At 71.2% G+C, this 22,145-nt stretch carries 17 protein-coding genes and 3 pseudogenes; 7 read left to right on the top strand and 13 right to left on the bottom strand.

The genetic code is table 11. The features are described 5' to 3' along the window. Positions 1-20: 20 nt before the first annotated feature. From aroC to AC061S_RS33055, 7 genes are all read right to left on the bottom strand, one after another. Positions 21-1,205, bottom strand: coding sequence for a chorismate synthase (gene aroC / locus AC061S_RS33085; protein ID WP_478689570.1), 1,185 nt, complete (start codon positions 1,203-1,205; stop codon positions 21-23). Between the two features lie 180 nt (positions 1,206-1,385). Next, positions 1,386-2,213, bottom strand: a complete 828-nt coding sequence (locus tag AC061S_RS33080; protein WP_478689569.1) for a shikimate dehydrogenase — start codon at positions 2,211-2,213, stop codon at positions 1,386-1,388. Positions 2,214-2,219: 6 nt separating this feature from the next. Continuing rightward, entirely contained in the window at positions 2,220-3,932 is a 1,713-nt protein-coding gene (gene mltG, locus AC061S_RS33075; protein ID WP_478689568.1) for an endolytic transglycosylase MltG, read from the bottom strand. 127 nt (positions 3,933-4,059) lie between these two features. Further along, on the bottom strand, positions 4,060-4,530 hold the full coding sequence (gene ruvX / locus AC061S_RS33070; RefSeq protein ID WP_327251784.1) for a Holliday junction resolvase RuvX: 471 nt from the start codon (positions 4,528-4,530) through the stop codon (positions 4,060-4,062). 4 nt (positions 4,531-4,534) lie between these two features. Beyond that, positions 4,535-7,204 carry an alanine--tRNA ligase gene (gene alaS, locus AC061S_RS33065; RefSeq protein WP_478689567.1) on the bottom strand — a complete coding sequence of 890 codons (2,670 nt, stop codon included), beginning with the start codon at positions 7,202-7,204 and terminating at the stop codon, positions 4,535-4,537. Further along, the gene (locus AC061S_RS33060) at positions 7,204-7,551 is read right to left on the bottom strand and encodes a DUF6167 family protein (protein ID WP_478689566.1); all 348 of its coding nucleotides are present in this window, start codon (positions 7,549-7,551) and stop codon (positions 7,204-7,206) included. Before AC061S_RS33060 ends, alaS begins: the two co-directional genes overlap by 1 nt. 8 nt (positions 7,552-7,559) lie before the next feature. Beyond that, on the bottom strand, positions 7,560-8,000 hold the full coding sequence (locus AC061S_RS33055) for a DUF948 domain-containing protein (protein WP_274547934.1): 441 nt from the start codon (positions 7,998-8,000) through the stop codon (positions 7,560-7,562). 169 nt (positions 8,001-8,169) lie between these two features. Here AC061S_RS33055 and AC061S_RS33050 point away from each other — a divergent pair, with 169 nt between their 5' ends. Next, entirely contained in the window at positions 8,170-10,455 is a 2,286-nt protein-coding gene (locus tag AC061S_RS33050; RefSeq protein ID WP_478689565.1) for an ATP-binding protein, read from the top strand. A gap of 35 nt (positions 10,456-10,490) precedes the next feature. Here the strand turns inward: AC061S_RS33050 and rpsD are convergent, their stop codons facing one another. Then, positions 10,491-11,102 carry a 30S ribosomal protein S4 gene (gene rpsD, locus AC061S_RS33045; protein ID WP_008740451.1) on the bottom strand — a complete coding sequence of 204 codons (612 nt, stop codon included), beginning with the start codon at positions 11,100-11,102 and terminating at the stop codon, positions 10,491-10,493. A 55-nt stretch (positions 11,103-11,157) separates the two neighbouring features. On the opposite strand from rpsD, the gene AC061S_RS33040 reads away from it, so the two are divergent. Continuing rightward, the gene (locus tag AC061S_RS33040) at positions 11,158-12,048 is read left to right on the top strand and encodes a DUF2470 domain-containing protein (protein ID WP_478689564.1); all 891 of its coding nucleotides are present in this window, start codon (positions 11,158-11,160) and stop codon (positions 12,046-12,048) included. An 11-nt stretch (positions 12,049-12,059) separates the two neighbouring features. On the opposite strand, the gene AC061S_RS33035 is transcribed toward AC061S_RS33040, so the two are convergent. From AC061S_RS33035 to AC061S_RS33025, 3 genes are all read right to left on the bottom strand, one after another. Further along, entirely contained in the window at positions 12,060-12,770 is a 711-nt protein-coding gene (locus tag AC061S_RS33035) for an HNH endonuclease family protein (protein ID WP_478689563.1), read from the bottom strand. Positions 12,771-13,112: 342 nt separating this feature from the next. Continuing rightward, a complete protein-coding gene (locus AC061S_RS33030; protein ID WP_478689562.1) occupies positions 13,113-14,468 on the bottom strand; it encodes a replication-associated recombination protein A in 1,356 nt (451 codons plus the stop codon). A gap of 53 nt (positions 14,469-14,521) precedes the next feature. After that, the gene (locus AC061S_RS33025) at positions 14,522-15,142 is read right to left on the bottom strand and encodes a vitamin K epoxide reductase family protein (RefSeq protein WP_478689561.1); all 621 of its coding nucleotides are present in this window, start codon (positions 15,140-15,142) and stop codon (positions 14,522-14,524) included. Between the two features lie 152 nt (positions 15,143-15,294). Here AC061S_RS33025 and AC061S_RS33020 point away from each other — a divergent pair. The 3 pseudogenes from AC061S_RS33020 to AC061S_RS33010 form a co-directional block, all read left to right on the top strand. Continuing rightward, a pseudogene (locus tag AC061S_RS33020) lies at positions 15,295-15,978 on the top strand (ABC transporter ATP-binding protein); the annotation flags it as partial. A gap of 7 nt (positions 15,979-15,985) precedes the next feature. Beyond that, positions 15,986-16,810, top strand: a pseudogene (locus AC061S_RS33015) (sensor histidine kinase); the annotation flags it as partial. A gap of 13 nt (positions 16,811-16,823) precedes the next feature. Next, a pseudogene (locus AC061S_RS33010) lies at positions 16,824-17,455 on the top strand (response regulator). Between the two features lie 164 nt (positions 17,456-17,619). Here AC061S_RS33010 and hisS read toward each other — a convergent pair. Continuing rightward, positions 17,620-18,879, bottom strand: coding sequence for a histidine--tRNA ligase (gene hisS, locus AC061S_RS33005; protein ID WP_478689560.1), 1,260 nt, complete (start codon positions 18,877-18,879; stop codon positions 17,620-17,622). Positions 18,880-18,889: 10 nt separating this feature from the next. After that, the gene (locus tag AC061S_RS33000) at positions 18,890-19,600 is read right to left on the bottom strand and encodes an MBL fold metallo-hydrolase (protein WP_478689559.1); all 711 of its coding nucleotides are present in this window, start codon (positions 19,598-19,600) and stop codon (positions 18,890-18,892) included. A gap of 154 nt (positions 19,601-19,754) precedes the next feature. Here AC061S_RS33000 and AC061S_RS32995 point away from each other — a divergent pair, with 154 nt between their 5' ends. Together AC061S_RS32995 and AC061S_RS32990 are read left to right on the top strand one after the other, a co-directional pair. Then, positions 19,755-20,537: a peptidylprolyl isomerase gene (locus tag AC061S_RS32995; protein ID WP_478689558.1), complete on the top strand. Its 783-nt coding sequence runs from the start codon at positions 19,755-19,757 to the stop codon at positions 20,535-20,537. Positions 20,538-20,746: 209 nt separating this feature from the next. After that, complete coding sequence (locus tag AC061S_RS32990) at positions 20,747-21,976, top strand: DUF349 domain-containing protein (protein ID WP_478689557.1); 1,230 nt, start codon at positions 20,747-20,749, stop codon at positions 21,974-21,976. Positions 21,977-22,145: the final 169 nt, after the last annotated feature.

Here is a 22,145-nt window from a genome sequence, read left to right as displayed (position 1 = left end):
TCCGGTCGCGCTGGTGCCCGTCACCGGATCTGCAGGTTGTCGAGGTAGGACCGGACGTTGCGGCGGGTCTCGGGGACGGAGTCGCCGCCGAACTTCTCCACCACGGCGTCGGCCAGCACCAGGGCGACCATGGCCTCGGCGACGATGCCCGCCGCGGGCACGGCACAGACGTCGGAGCGCTGGTGGTGCGCGACGGTGGCCTCGCCGGTGGCGACGTCCACGGTCGCCAGGGCCTTCGGCACGGTCGCGATCGGCTTCATCGCGGCGCGTACGCGCAGCAGCTCGCCAGTGGTCAGACCGCCCTCGGTGCCGCCGGAGCGGCCGGAGGTGCGCCGGATGCCCTCGGGGGTGTTGACGATCTCGTCGTGGGCCTGCGAGCCGGGCACGCGGGCGAGGTCGAAGCCGTCGCCGACCTCCACGCCCTTGATGGCCTGGATTCCCATGAGCGCGGCCGCGAGGCGCGCGTCGAGGCGGCGGTCCCAGTGCACGTGCGAGCCGAGGCCGACGGGCACGCCGTAGGCGAGGACCTCGACGACGCCGCCGAGGGTGTCGCCGTCCTTGTGGGCCTGGTCGATCTCCGCGACCATCGCCTTCGACGCGTCGGCGTCGAGGCAGCGCACCGGGTCGGCGTCGAGCTTCTCGACGTCGGCGGGGGTCGGGTAGACGCCGTACGGGGCCTTGGCGGCCGCCAGCTCCACGACGTGGGACACGATCTCGATGCCCGCGACCTCCTTGATGAAGGACCGCGCGATCGCACCCAGAGCCACACGGGCAGCGGTCTCACGGGCGCTGGCACGCTCCAGGATCGGACGCGCCTCCGAGAAACCGTACTTCTGCATGCCCGCGAGGTCGGCATGGCCGGGACGGGGCCGCGTGAGCGCCGCGTTGCGACCGGTCTCCTTGAGCAGCGAGGGATCGACCGGATCGGCCGACATCACCGTCTCCCACTTCGGCCACTCGGTGTTCCCGATCATCACCGCGACCGGGGAACCCTGCGACAGACCGTGGCGGACACCGCCGAGGAAGGTGATCTCGTCCTGCTCGAACTTCATCCGGGCACCACGGCCGTAGCCGAGCCGGCGCCGGGCCAGGTGCTCGGCCACCAGCTCCGTGGTGACCGGAACGCCGGCGGGAAGCCCCTCCAGCGTCGCTACCAGAGCCGGGCCGTGCGATTCCCCGGCCGTCAGCCAACGCAACCTGCTCAACGATGCTCCTTGTGCTCGCGCCTGATTCAGCGACGGCGCGACCGGGTGCGCGGCCCAGACCCGCCTTCACCCGATCCTCCCATGTCCGGGCCGGTACACCGCCCTCCGGTCCAGCTATCGGACGGCGGCGCACCTCTGCCCGGGGCGACATGTGGATCTAGGAAGGGTTTCCGGTCCCGCTCAGTGGCGGGCGCGCAGCGCCGCCTCGCCCGCGGCGCGCATGGCCGCGAGCGGGGCGGTGGGGCAGCCGGTCATCAGCTCGACCTGGAGGACCGCCTGGTGGACCAGGAGGTCGAGGCCGCCGAGGAGCTTGCCTCCGCGGTGCGTCCAGGCCGCGGCCAGGGGCGTCGGCCAGGGGTCGTACAGGACATCGAAGAGGGTGCCCGGAGCGGCGGGCACGGAGGCGGCCAGCTCGTCCGTGGCGCCGGCCGGGGTGGTGGCGATGACCAGCGGCGCGTCCAGTGCCTCGGCCGCCCGCGACCAGTCGGCCGTGCGCACGTCCACGCCGAGCCGCTCGCCCCACGCGCGCATCTCCGCGGCCCGGGCCTCGGAGCGTACGTACGCGGTCACCTGGCCGGTGCAGATCCGGGCCAGCGCGGCGAGCGCCGAGGAAGCGGTGGCGCCCGCGCCGAGTACGGCGGCGGACTCCACCTTCTCGACGCCCTGCTCGCTCAGTGCCGCGAGCAGGCCGGGGATGTCGGTGTTGTCCCCGGTCTTGCGGCCGTCCTCGGTGAAGACGACGGTGTTGACCGTCTCCACGGAGGCGGCCGTGTCGCTGATCTCGTCGAGCAGCGGGATGATCGCCCGCTTGAGCGGCATGGTCAGCGACAGCCCGGCCCACTCGGGGCCGAGCTGTGCGACGAATCCGGGCAGCGCGGCCTCGTCGACCTCGAAGCGGTCGTACGACCGGTCTCCGAGGCCGAGCTCCTGGTACGCGGCGCGGTGCAGCACCGGTGAGAGGGAGTGCTCGATGGGAGAACCCAGCACCGCGGCCCGTATCCGTGACATGTCCTGCTACCCGCCGTTCTTCTGCTTCTGCCGTTCCTGGAACTCGTTGGCGAGCTTGGTGTGCTCTTCGTAGGTCTGGGTGAAGGTCGTCTTGTCACCGTCGACCGACACGAAGAACATCCAGCCGCCGTGGTCCGGGTCGAGCGTAGCGGTCAGCGCCTCCAGGCCGGGGTTCCCGATCGGGCCCGGGGGCAGTCCCGCCACGTTGTGCGTGTTGTAGGGGTGGACGAAGGCCTGGGCTTCCCTGAGGTTGAAGTTGATCTCGCTCTGGCCCTTGATGTAGTTGTACGTCGAGTCGAACTGGAGCTTCCGGTTCGTGACGTCGTTGGTCTTCTTGAGGCGGTTGTAGACCACCTCCGCCATCTTCCGGAAGTCGTCGTGGTTCTTGCCCTCGGCGTTGACGAGGCTGGCCACCGTGATCACCTGGAGCGGGTTGTCCAGGCCCAGTTCCTTGGCCTTGGCCTCGACCCCGTGCTCCGTGTACTTGTCCGTCGCGTTCTTGACCATCTGCTTGAGCAGGGACTCGGGGGTGCTGTCCTTGGTCAGGTCGTAGCGCGTGGGGTACAGGAAGCCCTCGAGCGGATCCATGATGTTCTTGTCGTTGTTCGCCCAGGCCGGCAGGCCGAGGGTCTTCGCCTGCTTGAAGGCGATGTCCTTGGTGGTGCCGGCCGGCTTCTCGAGCTTCTTGTCGATCGCGTCGTAGACCGTGGTGTTGCGCATGCCCTCGGTAACGGTGAGCACGTGCAGCTTGGTGGGGTCGACCATGACCTCGACCGCCGCGGCGGCCGACATCTTCTTCTTGAGCGGGTAGACGCCGGGCTGGATCTTCTTGCCGTCGGGATTGGCCGTCGCGGCGTCCACGAAGGCCTGGGCGCTCGCGACCACGCCGGCTTGCTTGAGGATGCGGCCCATCTGGCCCAGGCCCGCGCCCTTGGGGATCTCCACGTCGATGGTCTCGTCGATGCCCGAGCCCGCGAAGTCCTCGGCCGCGCCGAACTTGTCCTTCAGGTAGCTGTAGCCGTAGTAGCCGCCACCGCCGAGCACGCCGACGATGACCACGGCCGCGATGAGGCAGGCCATGCCGCTGCGCTTCTTCGGTTTGCCGCCGGAGCGGCCGGACCGGCGGCCACCGCGCCCGCCGTCGTCTCCGTCGTCGCCGTCGTCACCGCCTCCGCCGCCCGCGAGGAAGGCGTCGGCCGAGGCGTTCTCTTCTTCCTTCCACGGCTCCTCGGTCGGCAGGTGCCTCCTGCCCGGCGGCCGCGGCGGCGGAAAGGCCTCGGGGGTGCCGTACAGGTCGGGGGCCTCGCCGGGGTAGCCGGTCGCCTGCTGCTGCGCGTACGGATCCGCGCCCGCGTACGGGTCGGCGGCCTGCGGCACCGCGGCGTACTGGCCCTGGCCGGTGTCCCAGACCTGGCCCTGGCCCCCGTACGTGTCCTGGTGCTGCTGCGCGTGTTGTTGCGGGTGCTGCTGCGGGTGCTGCGGATACGGCATCTGCTGCTGTTGCTGCTGGTACGGCATCTGCTGGGCCTGGGGGTACTGGCCCTGCTGCTGCGCGTAGTAGGCCTGCTGGGGCTGAGGCTCCTGCTGGTACTGCTGCGGGCCTCCGACGTAGGGCATCTGACCCTGCTGGGCCTCGTGCCCGGTCCACCCCTGGTCCCCGTACTGCGGGTCCTCGGGGTGCCACGGTTCGGGGCCAGGGCCCCGGCCATACTCAGTCATCGATCCCCTAGCGCGCCGCAGGGCGTTGGCCGCGACTCCGTCTGCCGCGACACACGGTTCCGCCTCTTCTGATGGGCGACGGCTGTTCGAATGCCGTCACATCGCGCGGAACGTTACCGTATCGCGATCAGACAACCACTTCGACGCACTCACCGGGCGGATTACCTGATACCCGTTCGGTCTCAAGAGCGTTCTGCAGGATCACCACGGCGGCCGCCTGGTCGATGACCGACCGGCTCTTCTTCGCGTTCTTCCCCGAGGCCCGCAGGCCCTGGGCCGCGGTGACCGTGGTCATCCGCTCGTCCACCAGACGCACCGTCACGGGCTTGATGCCCTTGGCGAGTTCCATGGCGAAGGCGCGGCACTTGGCCGCGGCCGGCCCTTCCCGCCCGCTGAGCGAGCGGGGCAGACCGACCACCACCTCGATGGGCTCGTACTCCGCGACGAGCTGCCGCAGCCGCCGGTGGGCGAAGGGGATGTCCCGCCCCGGAACTGTTTCCACCGGTGTGGCCAACACCCCATCGGGGTCGCACGAGGCGACCCCGATCCGGGCGTCACCGACATCGATGGCCAGACGGCGGCCGCGGCGCAGTGTCATATCTTCAGGCCGTCTCTACGACGAGGCGCTCGACCGCGGCGATGGCCTGGGGGATGGCGGCCGGGTTCTGGCCGCCGCCCTGGGCCACGTCCGGCTTGCCGCCGCCGCCGCCACCGAGGGTCTTGGCGGCCGTACGGACCAGGTCGCCGGCCTTGAGGCCGCGCTCGCGGGCGGCCTCGTTGGTGGCGATGACGGTCAGCGGGCGGTCGTTGGCGGTGGTGAAGAGCGCGACCACGGCCGGGCGGTCTCCTTGGATGCGGCCGCGGACGTCGAGGACCAGCTTGCGCAGGTCGTCGGCGCCGGTGCCGTCCGGCACGGTGCCCACGACGAGGGCGACGCCGTGGATGTCCTGGGCGTTCTGGGCGAGACCGGCGGCGGCCTGGAGGACCTTCTCCGCGCGGAACTTCTCGATCTCCTTCTCGGCGTCCTTCAGCTTGCCGAGCATGGAGGCGATCTTCTCCGGCAGCTCCTCCGCACGGCCCTTGACCAGCTGCTGGAGCTGGGCGACGACCGTGTGCTCCTTGGCGAGGAAGTTGTACGCGTCCACGCCGACGAGGGCCTCGACGCGGCGCACGCCGGAGCCGATGGAGGACTCGCCGAGCAGCTTCACCAGGCCGAGCTGGCTGGTGTTGCCGACGTGCGTGCCGCCGCACAGCTCCTTGGAGAAGTCGCCGATGGTCACGACGCGCACGCGCTCGCCGTACTTCTCGCCGAACTCGGCGATGGCGCCCTGCTTCTTCGCCTCGTCGATGCTCATGATCTCGGCGGTGACGTCGAGCTCGCGGGACAGCACGTCGTTGATCTTCTGCTCGACGTCGGTGAGGACCGAGCCGGGGACGGCGTTCGGCGAGCCGAAGTCGAAGCGGAAGCGGCCCGGCGAGTTCTCGGAACCGGCCTGGGCGGCCGTCGGGCCGAGCGCGTCGCGCAGGGCCTGGTGCGTCAGGTGCGTGGCCGAGTGGGCGCGGGCGATGGCCCGGCGGCGCTGGATGTCGATGGCGGCGTACGCGGAGGCGCCCACCGTCACCTCGCCGACCTGGACGGAGCCCTTGTGCACGGAGACGCCGGGGACCGGCTGCTGCACGTCGCGGACGACGATGACGGCGCCCGAGTCGAGCTTGATGCGGCCCTGGTCGGCGAGCTGGCCGCCGCCCTCGGCGTAGAAGGGGGTGCGGTCCAGGACGACCTCGACCTCGTCGCCCTCGGAGGCGGCGGGCGCGGAGACGCCGTTGACCAGGAGGCCGACGATGGTGGACTCGCCCTGGTTGGTGGCGTAGCCGGTGAACTCGGTGGCGCCGGAGCCGTCGGCGATCTCCCGGTAGGCGGACATGTCCGCGTGGCCGGTCTTCTTGGCCTTGGCGTCGGCCTTGGCCGTGTCCCGCTGCTCCTGCATCAGGCGGCGGAAGCCGTCCTGGTCCACGGAGAGGCCCTGTTCGGCGGCCATCTCCAGGGTGAGGTCGATCGGGAAGCCCCAGGTGTCGTGGAGCAGGAACGCCTTGTCGCCGGCCAGGACCGTGCCGCCGGTCGCCTTGGTCTCGGTGATGGCGGTGTCGAGGATGTTCGTGCCCCCGCGCAGGGCCTTCACGAAGGCGGCCTCTTCGGCGAGCGCGACGGTCTCGATGCGCTTGCGGTCGGTGATCAGCTCCGGGTACTGCTGCCCCATGGTCTCGATGACCACGTTGACGAGCTCCTGGATGACCGGACCGGTGGCGCCCATGAGGCGCATGTTGCGGATGGCGCGGCGCATGATGCGGCGCAGCACGTAGCCGCGGCCCTCGTTGCCGGGGGTCACGCCGTCGCCGATGAGCATGGCGGAGGTGCGGATGTGGTCGGCGACCACGCGCAGCGAGACGTCCGTGCCCTGGGCGGCGCCGTACTGCACGCCGGTCAGCTCGGTGGCCTTGTCCATGACCACGCGCAGGGTGTCGGTCTCGTACATGTTCTGCACGCCCTGCAGGATCATCGCGAGGCGTTCGAGGCCGAGACCGGTGTCGATGTTCTTCGACGGCAGGTCGCCGAGGATCGGGAAGTCTTCCTTCCCGTCGCCGGCGCCGCGCTCGTACTGCATGAAGACCAGGTTCCAGATCTCCACGTAGCGCTCGTCGTTGACGGCGGGGCCGCCCTCGACGCCGAACTCGGGGCCGCGGTCGTAGTTGATCTCCGAGCAGGGACCGCAGGGGCCCGGGACGCCCATGGACCAGAAGTTGTCCTTCTTGCCCAGGCGCTGGATGCGCTCGGCCGGGACGCCGATCTTGTCGCGCCAGATGGCCTCGGCCTCGTCGTCGTCGAGGTAGACCGTGATCCAGAGCTTCTCGGCCTCCAGGCCGTAGCCGCCGTCCGCCACGGAGCTGGTGAGCAGCTCCCAGGCGTACTTGATGGCGCCTTCCTTGAAGTAGTCGCCGAAGGAGAAGTTGCCGCACATCTGGAAGAACGTGCCGTGGCGGGTGGTCTTGCCGACCTCTTCGATGTCCGGCGTCCGGACGCACTTCTGCACGCTGGTGAGCGTCGACGCGGGCGGCTTGACCTCGCCGAGGAAGTACGGCTTGAACGGCACCATGCCCGCGGGCACCAGCAGCAGAGTCGGGTCGTCCGCGATGAGCGACGCCGAAGGGACAACGGTGTGACCGCGCTCCTCGAAGAAGCTCAGCCAGCGGCGGCGGATTTCAGCCGACTCCATCAGTGGTCCTCATTCCGGTTGTACGTAAGCTTCGAAAAACGGTTCTTGGTCTGGTCGTGCTCGATGGCCCGCAGCCGCCGCGGCCCGGGAAGGGCGGTGACGTTGCCGGGCAGGTCGGGATCCTGGTGGAGTCCCAGTGCGTCGTTCAGCTCGTCCTCGCGCTGCGACATCCCCGACTTGACGTCGAGGGCGAAGTCCTTGAGGCGGTGGCCCGCCTCGATCGCCTTGTCGGCGGCCTGGGCGGCGAGGCTCTCCGGCGTCAGCTTCTTGAGCTGCCGGTTGACCTTGGTGGTGGCCCACACGCCGGCGGCTGCGCCTGCGGTGAACCAGAAGGCTCGGCGGAACATCGGAGATCTCAGCCCTTCTGCTTCCGGCGCCGGGCGGCCGGCACCGTACGGCCGACGATCACGGTCCGTCGGGAGGTCTTGGCCGGCGCGTCCTGCGGGGTCGCGCCGCCCTTGCCCAGCGCCTTGCGGACGCCGTAGCCGAAGGCCGCGACCTTGACGAGCGGCCCGCCGAAGGTGGACGCGACGGTGGAGGACAGCGCGGAGGCGTTGGAGGTGACTTCCTGTACGTCGCTCGCGATGGCGTCGACCCGGTCGAGCTGGGTGCGGGCGGAGCGGACGGTGGTGGAGGCGTCCGCGAGCAGCGGGACGGCCTGCTCGGTCACGTCGGCCACCAGCTTGGTGGTCGCCTTGAGCACCTGGGCCAGCCTCACCAGCACCACGGCGAGGAAGGAGACCAAGATGGCCCAGAAGACGGCCACGAGGATCCCGGCCACCTCTCCACCGGACACGTTCACACCGCTCTCTACAGATTGATCACCAAGCGAAAAAGTCGTCCTCCGACCCTATCGCGCCGGAGATCCGCCGCAGTACCGGAATTGCGGGGCGCCGCGCCTGCCTGGCGCCGGGAACCGACCCGCCTTGTACGCAGCGCATGCGGACCAGTACGCTCCGTGTCCCATGCGACAAAGACCCATTCCACGAAGGACGCCGGGCAATCTTCCCTCGGACCTGAGCGGCTTTGTCGGGCGGGGCGGGGAACTCTCCGAGCTGGGGCGGCTGCTGGACGCCTCGCGGCTGGTCACGGTGACCGGCGCGGGCGGCGTGGGCAAGACCCGTCTGGTACTCGCGGCGGCCAGGGCTGCCGCCGACGCGGCGGCCGGTCCCGCCCGCCCCGCCGACGTGGGCGGGCCTGCCGATCCGGCGCAGGAACGCTACTGCGACGGCGTGTGGCTGGCCGAGCTGGCCTCCGTACGGGATCCGGCGCTGCTGGAGCTGACGCTCGCCGAGTCACTCGGGCTGACCGACCACACCACCCGGCCGCCGCGGACGGTGCTCGCCGAACACCTGGCCGAGCGGCGGCTGCTGCTGGTCCTGGACGGCTTCGAGCAGCTGGTCGACGAGACCGCCGACCTGGTACGGGACCTCCTGCGCCGCTCCCCCGGCCTGCGCGTGCTCGCCGCCGGCCGGCGCCCGCTGACCCTCGACGGGGAGCTGTCCTGGCCGCTGGCTCCGCTGGATCCCGAGGAGGCCCTGGCCCTGCTGATCGAGCGGACCTCGGCGGCCGATCCGTCCTTCGCCCTGACGGAGGCCAACCGGGCGGAGCTGGCCGAGCTGTGCGCCCGCCTCGACGGCCTGCCCCTGGCCCTGGAGCTGGCGGCGGGCCGGCTGCGCACGCTGTCGCCGGCGCAGGTGCTGTCCCGGCTGGAGGACCGCTTCGCCCTGCTGACGGGCGGCTCGCGCGGCGCGCTGCCCCGGCACCGGGCGCTGCGCACGGCGATCGGCTGGAGCCACGAGCTGTGCACGGCCGGGGAGCGGCTGCTGTGGGCGCGGCTCTCGGTGTTCGCCGGGCAGTTCGACCTGGACGCCGCCGAGTACGTGTGCGCGGGGCCGGACCTGCCGGTGGACTCGGTGCTGGACCTGGTCGGGGAGCTGCTGGGACAGTCCCTGCTGGTCCGGGAGGAGACGGCGGCCGGGGTCCGCTACCGGATGCTGGAGAGCGTACGGATCTACGGGGCGGGCTGGCTGGAGTCGCTGGGCGACGCCCGGCGGCTGCGGCGCCGGCACCGGGACTGGTACATGGGCCTGGCGACCTGGTGCGAGCTGGACTGGTTCAGCCCGCGCCAGGAGGAGGTGGCCGCGCTGGTGGAGGCGGAGCTGCCGAACCTGCGGCTCGCGCTGGAGTGCTGCCTGGACGAGCCCGACGAGGTCCACCTCGGCCAGTACCTGGCGGGCACCCTCTGGTTCTACTGGGCGGGCTGCGGCCGGCTCACCGAGGGCCGGCACTGGCTGGACCGGACCCTGGAGGGCGAGCTCGGGCTCGCCGGGGCGGAGTACGAGAGCTCCCGGCTGAAGGCGCTGTGGGTGCTCGGGTACGTCGCGGCCCTGCAGGGCGACTCGGTGGCCTCGATGAGCGCGCTGTACGAGTGCCGGGACGGGGCCGCGCGGAGCGAGAACCCGGTGGCGGCGGCGTACGCCGTGCACCGGATGGGCTGTCTGGCACTGGTCTCCGACGACATGACCCGGGCCGGGGAGCTGCTGGGCTCGGCGCTGGAGCGCTACCGGGAGGCCGGGGAGCTCAACAGCAACGTCCTGATGTGCCAGGTGGAGCTGGCGATGGCGCTGGCCTTCCAGGGGGAGCTGGCGGGCGCGCTCACCCTGTGCCGGGAGGTTCGGGAGATCTGCGAGGAGCGCGGGGAGCGCTGGACCAAGGCGTACGCCCTGTACGTCCTGGCCTACGCGGCGCTGGACGCCGGGGGCACGGCCGAGGCGCGGCGACTGCTGGCCGAGTGCGTGGCCATCAACCACACGTTCCGCGACCTGGTGGGGCTGGTGCTGGCGGTGGAGCTGCTGGCGCTGGTCACCGTGGCCGAGGGGCATCCCGCGGAGGCGGCCGTCCTGCAGGGCGCGGCGGAGCCCCTGTGGGACGGGGTGGGGATGCGGCTGTTCGGTTCGGGGTACTTCAATGCCCCGCGGCTGATGTGCCAGGAGCGGGCGGGCGAGCTGCTGGGCACCGAGCGGTACGCGTCCTGCGCCCGGCACGGCCGGACCCTGCCCCTGGACGTCCTGGTGGAGCGGGCCCTGCTGGGACCGGAGCCGGCGCCCGTCCCGGCGGGGCCGCTGCCGAGGCCGCACGGCGGGGCCGACCGGCCGTCGGCGCGCGCCGGGGCGACGGGGGTGACCGGCGCCCCTGGGGTGAAAAACAGGAAGCCCGCCGGCTCCCCCGAGGGGGAACCGGCGGGCTGAACCAGCCTGTGAGGGCTACGTCCGCTGGTACTGGATCAGCGGGCGTAGTACTCGACGACGAGCTGCTCGTCGCAGATGACCGGGATTTCCTTGCGGTTCGGGTCGCGGTCCAGGCGGAAGGCCAGGGCCTTCAGGTTGACCTGCAGGTAACGGGGGGTCTCGCCCTCGCCTGCGTAGCCACCCTCACGGGCAACCTGGAACGGAACCTTCTCGCGGCTGCGCTCGCGCACCGTGATGACATCGTCCGGACGGACGCGGAACGACGGCTTGTCGACCTTGTCGCCGTTGACCTCGATGTGGCCGTGAACGACCATCTGGCGAGCCTGGTAGATGGTGCGGGCGATGCCCGAACGCAGGACCAGGGCGTCGAGGCGACGCTCGAGCTCGACGACCAGCGCCTCGCCCGTCTTGCCTTCGGCCTTCTTGGCGCGGTCGTACGCGCGGGCCATCTGACGCTCAGAGATGTCGTACTGAGCGCGCAGACGCTGCTTCTCCAGCAGACGAACCTTGTAGTCCGAGTTCTGCTTGCGGCCACGGCCGTGCTCGCCCGGCGGGTAGGGGCGGGCCTCGAAGTACTTGACGGCCTTCGGGGTCAGCGCAATGCCGAGGGCACGCGACTTCTTGACCTTGGGTCGCTTCTGGTTCACGTGGAACCTACCTCCATGTAAGTTAGGTGAGGCTTACCTTAGCGAGGAGGACGTAATGTCTCGACCACATGGGATCCCCCTGCCCAGTGCGCACCGAAGTTCAGATCCAAACGAAACAGGATCTGCTTTCGGCGACGATAAGCAAGGTCAGCCGCGTCCCAGGGAAGGCGTTCGGCAGCTCACCGGAGCCGAACGCGTACGAACCCTCGTAGAGTCCAACGCCTCAGTATCCCTCACGCTCCCCGGTGCTCGTGACCAGGGGGAGTTCGGGACGGGGATGCCGGCCGCAAGGACCGTCACCCCGGACGGGGACGTGATTCTCCTGGTATCAGGGGAATCCGCGGCTGCCAGGGCAGCCGCTCACGCCCAGGACGACGACCTCACCGCCGTGATCGAGATCACGGATGTGGCGCCGGTGTCCGTGCCCCATCGTATCCGAGGCCGCGCCTGGCTCGCCGGGTGGCTCACGCCGGTGCGCGGGGCCGCCGACCGGGCGGCCTGCGCGGCGCTGCTGGCCGAGCGGCACCCGGTCGGCGAGCTCCTCGGCCTGACCGAGTCGCTCGACGCAGCGCCGGCCGGCCGGCCCGCGTGGATGCTGCTGCGCCTGGAGGTCGGCGAGATCTCGGTGGACGACCTGTGGGGCGCCGAGCACGTGGACCCGGAGCTGCTGGCCGGGGCCGAGCCCGACCCGATGGTGGCCCACGAGACGGAGCTCCTCCAGCACCTGGCCTCCTCGCACGGAGACCGGATGGGTGACCTGTGCGGCCTGCTGGGCACCCGGCAGACGGCGGACCTGACCGCGGTCCCCCTCGCGCTGGACCGGCTGGGCCTGCGGGTGCGCTTCACCCGCGGCGCCACCGCCTTCGACGCCCGCTTCGACTTCCCGGAGCCGGTGACCGACGTCTGCGGCCTGCGCCGGGCGATGAGCACGCTGTTCGCCGGCTAGCGGGTGGGGGGCTACGGGCAGGTGCCGAGCATCTCCTGCAGCGCCTGCTGCTCCGGCGGGGTCACGGACAGCCCGTACTTCGCCTTGATCCCGGTGTACCGCCGCGCGTACTCGCACCAGTAGCCCTTCTGGGGCGGCTTCCACTTGTCCGCGGTCTTGCTGCTCTTCTCGTAGTTCGTCTGCTTGTCCACGGCGAGCAGCACGTCCAGGTCGTTGGCGTACTCCAGGCGCCGCTGCGGGGTCCAGGCGTACGCACCCCCGCGCCAGGCGGCGCCGAGGGCGACGACGTGGTCGGTCTGGATCTGCGAGGCGCGGCGGTAGGTATAGGGGAGCTCCTTCCCCGTGTACGGGTCCTTCAGCACCCCGGACAACACGACGCAGGGGTTCCTGTCGCCCTCGCGCAGCTCCCGGAGGTCCCTGCGCAGGACGTCGTCGCGGGTGTCGCAGCCGTTGCGGCCGCCGATGGCGTCGGTCTCGTCGGACCAGTACCTGCCGAAGTTCTCGCGCTTGTACGTCTGCCAGTTCTTGCCCCACTCGACCTTGAGCCTGCCCAGCTCAGTCTTGGCGGCGGCCGCGGCGGGCGGGAACCCGGCGCTCGCGAGGGGGACCTGCGCGACGAGTGCGGCGGCGCTGGCCTGTGCCCTTTCGCCGTCTCCGTGGTGACACCCACTGATCAGCAGCACGGCTGCGCCTGCGGTGATCCACGCGGTGGCACGTCCCATGCGACGGAGCCTAGGCCCGGCCCTCGTGCCCGGCGCCCGCGACACGACGCCGCTGCGCGGGGCGAAGTCCCCGCAGCGACCCTTGCCGCTGCGCGGGGCGAAGTCCCCTACCCGCCCTTCCACCGTTCCCCGGACTCCGCCCGGACCCGAAAGACCCTGGGGCTCCGCCCCAGACCCCGCTCCTCAAACGCCGGAGGGGCTGGATTTCCCAGCGCCCGGCGGTCACATGTCGGCCGACGCCGGCCAAATCCAGCCCGGCCGGCGTTTGAGGCCACCTTCAGCCCCGCCGGCGTTTGAGGCGCAGGGGTCCGGGGGCGGAGCCCCCGGGAACGGCGCCGCAGGTCAGGACGCGCCGCCGCGCAGCCGCTCGCGGACCTTCTCCACCACGTCCGCGTAGCGCGCTTCGGCGCCGTACCGCGTCGGTTCGTAGTACCGCTTCCCGTGCACCGCATCAGGGGCGTACTGCTGCGCAGCAATCGCACCGGGCACGTCATGGGGGTACACGTACCCCACCGCGTGCCCCAGCTTCGCCGCTCCCTTGTAGTGCCCGTCCCGGAGATGCGTCGGCACGGACCCCGCGAGCCCCGCCCGGACGTCGGCCAGCGCCGCGCCGATCGCCGTCGTCGCGGTGTTCGACTTCGGGGCCAGCGCCAGCGCGATCGTCACGTGCGACAGCGTGAGCGAGGCCTCGGGGAAGCCGATCATCGCCACCGCCTGAGCGGCCGCCACCGCGAGCGGCAGGGCCGTCGGGTCGGCCAGCCCGATGTCCTCGCTCGCCGAGATCATCAGCCGGCGCGCGATGAACCGGGGGTCCTCCCCCGCCTCGATCATGCGCGCCAGGTAGTGCAGCGCCGCGTCCACGTCCGAGCCCCGGATCGACTTGATCAGCGCGCTCGCCACGTCGTAGTGCTGGTCGCCGTCCCGGTCGTACTTCACCGCGGCCCGGTCGACGGCCTCCTCCACCGTCTGGAGGCTGATCTCGGGCTCGCCCTTGGCGATCGCCGAGCCCGCGCCCGCTTCCAGGGCCGTCAGCGCGCGCCGCGCGTCTCCGCCGGCGATCCGCAGCAGGTGCGCCTCCGCGTCCGGCGGCAGGGTGACCGCGCCGCCGAGGCCCCGCTCCTCCGTCAGCGCCCGGTGCATCAGGGCGCTCAGGTCCTCGTCCGTCAGCGGTTCCAGCGTCAGCAGCAGCGAGCGCGACAGCAGCGGGGAGATGATCGAGAAGTACGGGTTCTCCGTGGTCGCGGCGATCAGCGTGACCCAGCGGTTCTCCACGGCGGGCAGCAGCGAGTCCTGCTGCGCCTTGCTGAAGCGGTGGATCTCGTCGAGGAAGAGGACGGTGTCCTTGCCGTATCCGCCGGCCGCCCGCTTGGCGCCTTCGATGACGGCCCGTACCTCCTTCACGCCGGCGGTGATCGCGGACAGCTCGACGAACCGCTTCTTCGTCGCCTGGCTCACCACGTACGCGAGCGTGGTCTTCCCGATGCCCGGCGGGCCCCAGAGGATCACCGAGGAGGCGCCGGCGGGACCGCCCGCCCCGTCCCCGACGAGCCGCCGCAGCGGGGAGCCGGGCTTCAGCAGGTGCTGCTGACCGACGACCTCGTCCAGGGTGCGCGGGCGCATCCGGACGGCGAGCGGAGAACTGGAGGGGTCCTTCGCCTGGCGGTCTTCGGCGGCGGCGGTGAAGAGATCTGGTTCCACACCGGAAGCCTATGCGAGGCCACCGACAAGGCCGGCCGTCACCTCGGCCGGGCTCAGGAGGTCCAGAAGTCCCACCAGCGGGTCAGGATCAGCATCCCGATGATCCCGATGTGCAGGACGGGGAGCACCCAGGTGAACTCGTCGAAGAGGGCGCGCAGCCAGCCGGGGGTCGGCAGCAGCCGGTTGCGGACGTTGTGCGAGGTGACGTACCAGAACATGACGATGGTGGCGACCCAGGCCAGGCAGCACCACAGGCACAGGGAGTTGATCGTGTAGAGCGACTGGTACATCAGCCAGGTGCAGAAGCCGACGCCGAAGAGCATTCCGGCGTTCAGGGTGAGCCAGTACCAGCGCGGGAAGCGCGCCCGGGCGAGCAGGCTCATGCCCACGCAGACGACCATGCCGTAGGCGACGAGCCCCAGCATCGGGTTCGGGAAGCCGAAGACCGAGGCCTGGTCGCTCTTCATGATGTTGCCGCAGGAGACGATCGGGTTGAGGCTGCAGCCCGGGACGAAGTCCGGGTCCTCCAGCAGCTTGAACTTGTCGAGCGTGATGACCCAGGCGGCGAGCAGTCCCGCCGCTCCCGTGATCACCAGCAGGAGGGCGAGCGCCCGGCTGCCGCCGACGGCCGTCCGCGGCTCGGCGGTGTCCGTATCGGTCCCACGTGTCGTCATCCGGCCCGCTCCACATCTGCAAGGTCAACAAGCACCGGCCATTGTGCCGTACCCGGCCGGACCTTCCACTGTCCACTGTCCATCGTTCGACGGATAGGAGGGGGTACGCACGGGGGGACCGGTGGACGGGCTTCCGCCACACCATGTGAGACATGACAGAGAACGCGGTGGAAGTACGGGGGCTCCGCAAGCAGTACGGCGAAGTCACCGCAGTGGACGGACTGGACCTGACGATCCGGCGGGGCGAGGTCTTCGGCCTCCTGGGGCCCAACGGCGCCGGCAAGAGCACCACGGTGGAAATACTCCAGGGGCACCGGGAACGGGACGGCGGCGAGGTGCTCGTCCTCGGCGCGGACCCCGCGACCGCCGGGCGGGCCTGGCGCTCGCGCGTCGGCATCGTCTGGCAGGACGAGTCGGCGCCCGCCGAACTGACGGTACGGGAGACGGTCGAGCATTTCGCCCGCTACTACCCGGCCCCGCGCGATCCGGCCGAGGTGATCGCCCTGGTCGGCCTGGAGGACAAGCGCGGCCACCGGCTCAAGACCCTCTCCGGCGGGCAGCGGCGCCGCCTCGACGTGGCGCTCGGGGTCATCTGCGACCCCGAGCTGCTGCTCCTGGACGAGCCCACGACCGGCTTCGACCCGGCAGCCAGGCGGCAGTTCTGGGACCTGATCCGGCTGCTGTCCGACGCGGGCACCACCATCGTGCTCACCACCCACTACCTGGAGGAGGCCGAGGCCCTCGCCGACCGGCTCGCGGTCATCGCCCGCGGCAAGGTCGTGGCCGAGGGCGAACCGGCCGCACTGCGCGCCCGCCTCGGGGCCGGCGCCACCGTCGGTCGGCGCGGTGGGCCTGCTGTGCCTGCTGCCGGTGGCGGGCTGGGCGCTGGTGTGGCGGCCGGCGGGGCACTCCGTCTTCGCGAGCGCGCTCGGCGCGCTCGTCACCTTCCTCTTCTCCGCCTTCTTCGGTGCCTGGATCCTCCGGATCATCGAGCAGAGCCAGGACCGGGCCTCCCTCATCGCGGAACTCGACGCCAGCCGGGAGGAGGTGGCCCGGCTCTCCGCCGAACGCGGTGCCCACGCCGAAAGGGAACGCATGTCCCGCGAGATCCACGACACCCTCGCCCAGGGATTCACCAGTCTGCTGATGCTCGTACAGGCCGTGCAGTCCGAACTGGACACCGATCCGGAGGGAGCCCGGCGCCACCTGGAGCTGATGGCCGACACCGCCCGGCAGAACCTGGCCGAGGCCCGCGCCCTGGTGGCGGGCGGCGCGCCCGCGGATCTCGACGGCGGTTCGCTGCCCGACGCGGTACGCCGGCTCGCGGCCCGGCACGATCCGCCGGCGGCGGTCTCGGTCACCGGGGAGGTCCGGCCGCTGGCCGCGGTCCTGGAGGTGGTGGTCCTGCGGTCCTGCCAGGAGTCCTTGTCGAACGCGGCCAAGCACGCCGGACCGCGGGCGCGTTGCTCGGTGTCACTCGCCTACGCCCGGTCCGAGCTGACCCTCACGGTCCGGGACACCGGGCGGGGCTTCGATCCGGCGGCACCCGCACCGGGCTACGGCCTGCGGGGGCTGTTCGCCCGCGCGGCGGAGGTGGGCGGTGCGGCGGCGGTCGACAGCGCCGCCTCGGCCGGGACCACCGTCACCGTCACCCTCCCGATCCGCTGAGGAGCCGTACGAGATGATCCGCATCCTGCTGGCCGACGACCACCCGGTGGTACGGGAGGGGCTGCGCGGCATGCTCAGCGCCGAACCGGACCTGGAGGTCGTCGCGGAGGCCTCGAACGGCCCGCAGGCGGAGGCGCTGGCCGCGCGGCTGGTCCCCGGCGGCGGCCTGGACCTGATCCTGATGGACCTGCGGATGCCGGGCGGCGACGGGGTCGAATCGATCGCCCGGATCACGGCGGCCCGGCTGCCGGTACGGGTGGTGGTGCTGACCACGTACGAGGAGGACCGGGACATCCTGCGCGCGGTGGAGGCCGGGGCGGCGGGCTACCTGCTGAAGGACATGGCCCGGGCGGAGCTGGCTGCCGCGGTCCGGGCGGCCGTGCGCGGCGAGACGGTCCTCGCCCCGACGGTGGCGGGCCGGCTGGTGGACCGGCTCCGTACCCGCCCGTCGCTGCCACGGCTCTCCGACCGTGAGGTGGCGGTGCTCCGCCTGGTCGCGGAGGGCGCGACGAACGCGGAGATCGGCCGCCGCCTGTTCGTGGCGGAGTCCACGGTCAAGACGCACATGCTGCGCATCTTCGGCAAGCTGGGGTCACGGACCGCACGGCGGCGGTGACCACGGCCATGCGGCACGGCCTGCTGTAACGGCGTCCGCTGCGCGGCAATCCAGCCCGCCCGGCGTTTGAGGGCACGGGCGCGAAGCGCACGTACGGGGTCCGGGGCGGAGCCCCGGGAAACGGCGAAAGGGCGGGGCGGGGAGAGCTCCGCGCAGCGGATCCCCCCGACCCCGCCCCACCAGGCGGTGACCGTCAGGCCAGGCGCGCCTGGACGGTGGCGACCAGGTCGGCGACGGCCACCGGGGTCTGCTCCCCGGACTGCATGTCCTTGAGCTGGACCACGCCCTCTTCGAGGTCACGGTCCCCCGCGACCACCGCGAACCGCGCGCCCGACCGGTTCGCGTCCTTCATCGCACCCTTGAGGCCCTTGCCCCCGTACGAGATGTCCGCGGCCACACCGGCCCGCCGCAGCTCGGTCACCAGACCGAACAGCACCGGCTTCGCCGCGCCGAGCGCCACCGCGAAGACGGAGGTCGCGGACGGGATGTCCAGTTCGACCCCCTCCGCTTCGAGCGCCAGCACCGTACGGTCGACGCCCAGCGCCCAGCCCACCGAAGGCAGCGCCGGCCCGCCGATCATCTCGGAGAGGCCGTCGTAGCGGCCACCGCCGCCCACCGCCGACTGGGAGCCCAGACCGTCGTGCACGAACTCGAAGGTGGTGCGGGTGTAGTAGTCCAGGCCGCGCACGAGCTTCTCGTCGTCCTCGAAGGCGACCCCGGCCGCCGTCACCAGCGCCCGCACCTCCTCGTGGTACGCCTTGCAGGCGTCGCAGAGGTAGTCGCGCAGCATCGGGGCGCCGACGAGCTGCTTCTGTACGTCGGCCCGCTTGTCGTCGAGCACGCGCAGCGGGTTGATCTCGGCCCGGCGCACGGTCTCCGCGTCCAGGTCGAGCCCGCGGAGGAACGCCTGGAGTGCCTCCCGGTACACCGGGCGGCACTCCTTGTCGCCGAGCGAGTTCAGCAGGATGCGGAAGTTCCGCAGGCCCAGCGAGCGGTACGCCTGGTCGGCCAGGATGATCAGCTCGGCGTCCAGCGCCGGGTCCTCGGCTCCGATCGCCTCGGCGCCGACCTGGGAGAAGTGGCGGTAGCGGCCCGCCTGCGCCCGCTCGTAGCGGTAGTAGGAGCCGGAGTACCAGAGCTTGACGGGCAGGCCGCCGAGCTTGTGCAGGTTGCCCTGCAGGGCGGCTCGGAGCACGGAGGCGGTGCCCTCGGGGCGCAGGGCGAGCTCGTCGCCGCCCTTCGTGGTGAGGGTGTACATCTCCTTGCTGACGATGTCGGTGGACTCTCCGACGCCGCGCGAGAACAGCTCGACGTTCTCGAAACCGGGGGTCTCCACGTACCCGTAGCCGGAGTCCTTCAGGGGCGCGGAGATGGCCTCGCGCACCGCCAGGAAGGTGGCGGAGCGGGGCGGCAGCAGGTCGTACGTGCCCTTGGGGGCCTGAAAAGTACTCACGAAACTCTCGTCACATTCCTCGTCGTGGAGACGTGAAGACGTCTCCCAGGCCGGCGGCCACCTGCCGCAGGTACGGATTGGTGGCTCGCTCACGGCCAATGGTCGTGTGCTCGTTGTGTCCGGGCAGCACCACGGTCGAGTCGTCGAGCGGCAGGCAGACGCGGGCCAGCGACTCGAGCATGTCGGCGTGGCTGCCGCCGGGGAAGTCGGTACGCCCGATGGAGCCGGCGAAGAGCAGGTCGCCCGAGAACAGCAGCGGCGGGATGTCCGCCGCCGCGGGCATCCCGAAGGTCACCGACCCCCTGGTATGGCCGGGGGCGTGCGACACGGTGAGCTCCATGCCGGCCAGGGCGAGCCGCGCGCCGTCGGTGAGCTCCTTGACGTCGGAGGGCTCCCCCACCGTGAGCTCGCCCATGAGCTGGGCTCCGAGGGAACGGCCGAGGGCCTTCTCCGGGTCGCTCATCATGAAGCGGTCCTCGGGGTGGATCCAGGCCGGTACGTCGTGTGCTCCGCACACCGGGACCACCGAGGCCACATGATCGATGTGGCCGTGGGTGAGGACGACCGCGACGGGCTTGAGCCGATGCTTCTTCAGCGTCTCCTCGACACCCTGGGTGGCCTGGTGGCCCGGGTCGATGATGACGCACTCCTCACCGGCGGCGGGGGCGACCACGTAGCAGTTGGTCCCCCAGGCCCCGGCGGGGAATCCGGCAATCAGCACGTTCGTCCTCAATCGTCGTCCGGCGGGAGGCTTGCAGATCGGAATGCTGCTGCTCAGAGGGTACCGGCGCCGCTCATTACACAGCGAACCCATATACGGTACGGCCTAACCCAGCCCGGACAGTGGTACCAGACACGCACAAGGAGACGACCCGGTGGTCACGAACGATCAGCGGCGGCGCCAGCTCGCCAGGGAGAAGTACGAACGCCAGCAGAAGCGGCGTGCCGAAGCGCGGCAGAAGTCGCGCAAGCGGCTCGCCGTGATCGGCGCGGCGGTGGCCGTGGTCGTGGCGGCGCTGGTCGGCCTCGTGGCCGGCGGGGTGTTCGACAAGGACAAGAAGGACGAGGCGGCCGACCCGGCCGCGACGCCTTCCGCCTCGCCCACCCCGCAGCAGTCCCCCTCCCCGGCGATGGCGATCGACGCCAAGGCGAAGTACACCTTCGACCTCAAGACCAGCGCGGGCGACGTCAAGTTCGAGATGGACGCGGCGAAGACCCCGCAGACGGTCAACTCGTTCAAGTCGCTCGCCGACAAGAACTTCTTCGACAACACCAAGTGCCACCGCCTGACGACGGGCGGCATCTTCGTCCTGCAGTGCGGTGACCCGCAGGGCACCGGCATGGGCGGCCCCGGCTACACCATCGCCGACGAGAACCTCGACGCGCTGGGCAAGCCCAACGAGACCGGCCAGGTGATCTACCCGGCGGGCACGGTCGCGATGGCCAACACCGGCCAGCCCGGCTCGGGCGGCAGCCAGTTCTTCCTGGTCTACAAGGACAGCCCCCTCGCCCCCTCGTACACGCCCTTCGGCAAGATCGACGCGGCGGGCCTGAAGGTGCTCGAAGAGGTGGCCAAGGCCGGTACGGCCGACGGCGGCCAGGACGGGGCCCCCAAGACCCCCGTGACCATCGAGAAGGGCACCGTCACCCAGAACTGACCGGGACCGGGCGCCCCGGGCCCGGGCTGTCTCCTCGATTTCCTCGACGGCGCTCCGGTACGGCGATATTCCGTCGTGCTGGATGCGGACAGCCGGCCCAGCGGTCGCCTATGTTGGCGTTGTGCAGGGCGGGCGCGGCCCGCCCCAGGAAACTGTGGACGATGCCCAGGGGGTGAACCCCTCGCAAGGCATCAGGTGGAGGAGGCGCTGTGAGCAGCGACCCGTGGGGCCGAGTCGACGAGACCGGCACCGTGTACGTGCGAACTGCCGATGGCGAGAAGGTCGTCGGCTCGTGGCAGGCCGGCACCCCGGAGGAGGCCCTGGCCTACTTCGAGCGCAAGTACGAGGGCCTGGTGGTCGAGATCGGCCTCCTCGAACGACGGGTGCGGACCACCGATCTGGCCGCCAAGGACGCCCAGACGGCCATCGAGCACCTGCGCACGCAGGTGGACGAGCACCACGCCGTCGGCGACCTCGACGCGCTGCGCGTCCGGCTGGACAAGCTCGTGTCGACCGTGGACTCGCGCCGCGAGGAGCGCAAGGTCCAGAAGGCCAAGCAGACGGACGAGGCCCGTACGGCCAAGGACGCGCTGGTGGCCGAGGCCGAGGAACTGGCGCAGAGCGACCAGTGGCGCAGCGCCGGCGAGCGGCTGCGGGCCCTGGTGGACATCTGGAAGGGTCTGCCCCGCCTCGACCGCAAGTCGGACGACGAGCTGTGGCACCGCTTCTCGCACGCCCGTTCCGCCTTCTCCAAGCGCCGCAAGGCCCACTTCGCCTCGCTCGACGCGCAGCGCGAGGACGCCCGCAAGGTGAAGGAGAAGCTGGTCGCGGAGGCCGAGTCGCTGTCGAAGTCGACCGACTGGGGTCCGACGGCCGCGCGCTACCGCGAGCTGATGGAGAACTGGAAGGCCGCGGGCCGTGCGCAGCGCGAGTCCGAGGACGACCTGTGGAACCGTTTCCGCGGCGCCCAGGACGTGTTCTTCGCGGCGCGCAGCGAGGTCTTCGCGGAGCGCGACGCCGAGCAGGTGGAGAACCTGAAGCTGAAGGAGGAGCTGGCCGACGAGGCCGAGAAGCTGCTCCCGATCGCGGACCTGAAGGCGGCCCGTGCCGCGTTCCGTTCCCTGAACGAGCGCTGGGAGGCCATCGGCCACGTACCGCGGGACGCGCGTCCCAAGGTCGAGGGCCGGATGCACACCGTCGAGCGGGCCATCCAGGAGGCCGAGGAAGGCGAGTGGCGCCGTACGAACCCGGAGGCGCGGGCCCGTGCGGCCGGTCTGACGGGTCAGCTGCAGGCGGCGGTCGACAAGCTGCGCGGCCAGATCGACGCGGCGCGCGCGCAGGGCAACAACTCCAAGGCGGACAAGCTGTCCCGGGAGCTGGAGGGCCGTCAGGCCCTGCTGGACCAGGCGCTGAAGGGCCTGGAGGAGTTCGGCGGCTGATGTCGCGGACGCCAGGCACGTGAAAGGGCCCCGGTACGCACTGGGCGGTTTCTAGGGGTCGTCGCAACACGTGGTTGGTTGTTCAGGCCGCGAGGAGTTTATGCAGGCGCTCGGCTGGGGTTTCCCAGCCGAGCGTTTTGCGTGGTCGGCCGTTGAGCTGGGCGGCGAC

The sequence above is a fragment of the Streptomyces sp. CA189 genome, from assembly GCF_056428985.1.
Note: the sequence above shows the minus strand (reverse complement) of the source record. Positions and strands in the feature narration are given on the sequence as shown.